This is a genomic window from Trebonia sp. (genome assembly GCF_049794275.1).
Taxonomy (GTDB): domain Bacteria; phylum Actinomycetota; class Actinomycetes; order Streptosporangiales; family Streptosporangiaceae; genus Trebonia.
This window is the reverse complement of sequence record NZ_JBARCR010000238.1, coordinates 1-2,578: the sequence shown is the minus strand read 5'-3', so window position 1 is coordinate 2,578 and position 2,578 is coordinate 1. Positions and strand designations below refer to the sequence as shown.

The 2,578-nt window shown below is 67.4% G+C and carries 5 protein-coding genes; 3 read left to right on the top strand and 2 right to left on the bottom strand.

The features are described from left to right. The coding region (locus tag WA805_RS06890) for a hypothetical protein (protein ID WP_425241916.1) at window positions 1-261 on the bottom strand (261 nt) is incomplete at its 3' end. 124 nt (window positions 262-385) lie between these two features. Here WA805_RS06890 and WA805_RS06885 point away from each other — a divergent pair. Then, the gene (locus tag WA805_RS06885; RefSeq protein ID WP_422279047.1) at window positions 386-544 is read left to right on the top strand and encodes a hypothetical protein; all 159 of its coding nucleotides are present in this window, start codon (window positions 386-388) and stop codon (window positions 542-544) included. Here WA805_RS06885 and WA805_RS06880 read toward each other — a convergent pair. Next, window positions 525-1,154 (bottom strand): hypothetical protein, encoded by a 630-nt coding sequence (locus tag WA805_RS06880; protein WP_422339454.1) that lies wholly within the window; start codon window positions 1,152-1,154, stop codon window positions 525-527. The genes WA805_RS06885 and WA805_RS06880 overlap by 20 nt on opposite strands. Window positions 1,155-1,272: 118 nt before the next feature. Here WA805_RS06880 and WA805_RS06875 point away from each other — a divergent pair, with 118 nt between their 5' ends. Together WA805_RS06875 and WA805_RS06870 are read left to right on the top strand one after the other, a co-directional pair. Next, the gene (locus tag WA805_RS06875; RefSeq protein WP_422279043.1) at window positions 1,273-1,734 is read left to right on the top strand and encodes an Lrp/AsnC family transcriptional regulator; all 462 of its coding nucleotides are present in this window, start codon (window positions 1,273-1,275) and stop codon (window positions 1,732-1,734) included. A 263-nt stretch (window positions 1,735-1,997) separates the two neighbouring features. Continuing rightward, on the top strand, window positions 1,998-2,578 hold a 581-nt coding region (locus WA805_RS06870; RefSeq protein ID WP_425241915.1), incomplete at its 3' end, for a hypothetical protein.

Sequence of the window (2,578 nt, the reverse complement as noted above, 5' to 3'; positions counted from 1 at the left end):
CTTCACGTACGTCGTGTCGTGGGGCACGAGCTTGACGGTGCCGGCGCCCTCGATCTCCACCTCGGCCAGCCCCTCGAGCAGGGTCACGTGCTCGTCGCAGTTGTGCGAGTGCAACGGCGCGCCGGTGCCGACCGGGTAGGTGCTGATCCCCGTCGTGATCAGGTTTTCCTCTTCGGCGGACTGGCGCGTGATCAGCGGGATGGTGACCACGCCGCCGCCGCGGCCCAGCGGCGTCACGTCCTCGACCTTGATGACCGTCATGGCGTGAGGCTATAGCGGCCGAACCCGGCCCCGGCCCGCCCGGCATGCATCCTTAGCGTTCGGCGCCGGCAGCGCGCCAGCAGGCAATACTGAAAGGCACGAAGAGACGGCAAACGATTGAAGGATGCGCCGGGGCCGGCCTGGTCGACATCATCGGCTGCCTGGCAACTTCTCCCTGCTGGCGATGCTGCTCAACACGTTCCAGGTGGACCTGAAGCACGGCGACCAGCCGCCGTTCCCCGACGTGCGCGGCTTCGCCAAGGTCAGCGACCCGCGGAGCTGAACCGGGGCCAGGCGCGCGTGCGCGCCGCGGCCCGCGGGCGCGGCTGGCAGATCCTGGCCAGCATGAGCAGGCTCGCGGTCACCCCGAGCGCGCCAAGGACGGTCAGCCGCGGGTCCGACTCGTGCACGCCGTAGGCCAGCCAGCAGCCGAGCTCACCGAGGATGAGCAACCACGTCGCCCGCGAGACGCCGGTAGGCCTGGCTGTCCGGTACGCGGTCCAGATGGACGGCGCGACCTGGACGGCGAACGCCGCGGTCAGCAGCGTGCCGAGTCCGGCCCGGCCGAAAAGTGCCCCTGCCGCGGCGAGCAGCGCCGCCCACCCGGTGATCAAGCCGACGGAACGCGGCTCCGCTTCCCCCCGGCGAGTCAGCATGAGCGCGAGCAGGCCGGCCATCAGCGTCGCCGCGATCGCCGGCACCAGCGCGCTCCAGTACCTGGCGAGCGCGAAGTACGCGATCCAGGCAGCGTTGTTGAGGCTGGTGAGCAGGGCCCACGCCCAGGAGAGGCCCGTAGCATCCTCGGTGGCGCGCAGCCTGACGATCTGCGGCAGGAACTGCGGGATCGCGAGGATGGTCGCGGCGATGGGAGCGTAGTCGAGCACGTCGATCATGGCCGATCGCGAACCTCTCGGAGTGAATGCCGTTTCACTAGCGAAAATACGCTAGATTCGCCCATCTTTTCTTGCAAATGTGTTCACGATAAAGCATCCATGAGCAATAATATTGCTCATGGATGCGACTGACCGGAAGATACTTGCCGAGCTTCAGGCGGCCGGGCGCCTCACCGTCACCGAACTCGCCCAGCGGGTCTCGCTCAGCGTCGCGCCATGCCACCGGCGGCTGCGCGAACTGGAACGCAGCGGGGCGATCCGCGGCTACCGGGCCGTCATCGACCCCGCCGCCATCGGGCTCGGCTTCGAAGTGCTCGTCCACGTGACCATGGAACGGGAAGACGCGGCGACCATCGCCAGCTTCGAGCGCAGCCTGGCCGAGGTTCCCGAGATACACCACGCGGAACGGCTATTCGGCGATCCCGACTACCTGATCCGCGTCGCGACCGCCGACCTGGCGGCGTACCAAGCCCTGCGCGACGAGAAGCTCGCCACGCTGCCCGGCGTGCAGCGGCTCACCTCGACGATCGTGATGAAGCGAGTCGTGGACAACCGTCCGTTCCCGGTGCCGGCGCCATAGGAGACGCGCCTGCGTCGTTCCCAGGGTCTTACGTGGTGCCTACGGCGTCGCGAAACGGCGGCCCGCCGCTGAGCGGCGCGCCTAGCGTGGTCGCCGCGGCCGCCTAGACCCGTACCAATTTGGCTGCAGACCCAACATGCCGTAACGCATGCGAAGGGAACGCACGCATGACATTCAGTAACCAGGGCATCGGTGGTAGCGCTCCGCGCTGGCTCCGGCTGAGCAGGCGAGGCCGGCAGATTGGCGGCATTGCCATCGCTGTAGTGGGCGCCGGACTCATGGCGGGGCTGACCGGCTGCCAGCCGGTCAGCGTTGCTGCCAACTCTGGCCAGCCGCACGGCGGGCAGAGCGCCACCTCAGGCGGGCGCCAGACGACCTCGTCGGCCACGTCTTCGTCCGGTACCACCTCCAGCACAGCCTCGCTAGGCAACGGCAGGTACTCGTTCACCACCCTCGACAACCCGGCCGACCCCACGTTCAACCAGTTGCTCGGGTTCAACAACGGCGGCATCATCGCGGGCTATTTCGGTTCCGGCGCCGCGGGCCACCCGAACAAGGGCTATGTGCTCGTTCGTACCCGAGCCGGATTCAAGATCATGAAAGAGAACTTTCCGGGTTCGACGCAGACGCAGGTCACCGGCCTGAACGACCGTGGCGTCACGGTCGGCTTCTGGTCAGACATGAACACCGCGAACCAGCAAAACGACAACTTCGGCTTCTACTGGCTAAACGGGCGGTTCCACGACGTCAACTTCCCGACGCGGGACAACTCCGCACCGCCGGTGAACCAGCTCCTCGGGGTCAATGACCAGGACGTGGCCGTGGGCTTCTACAACGACGCCAA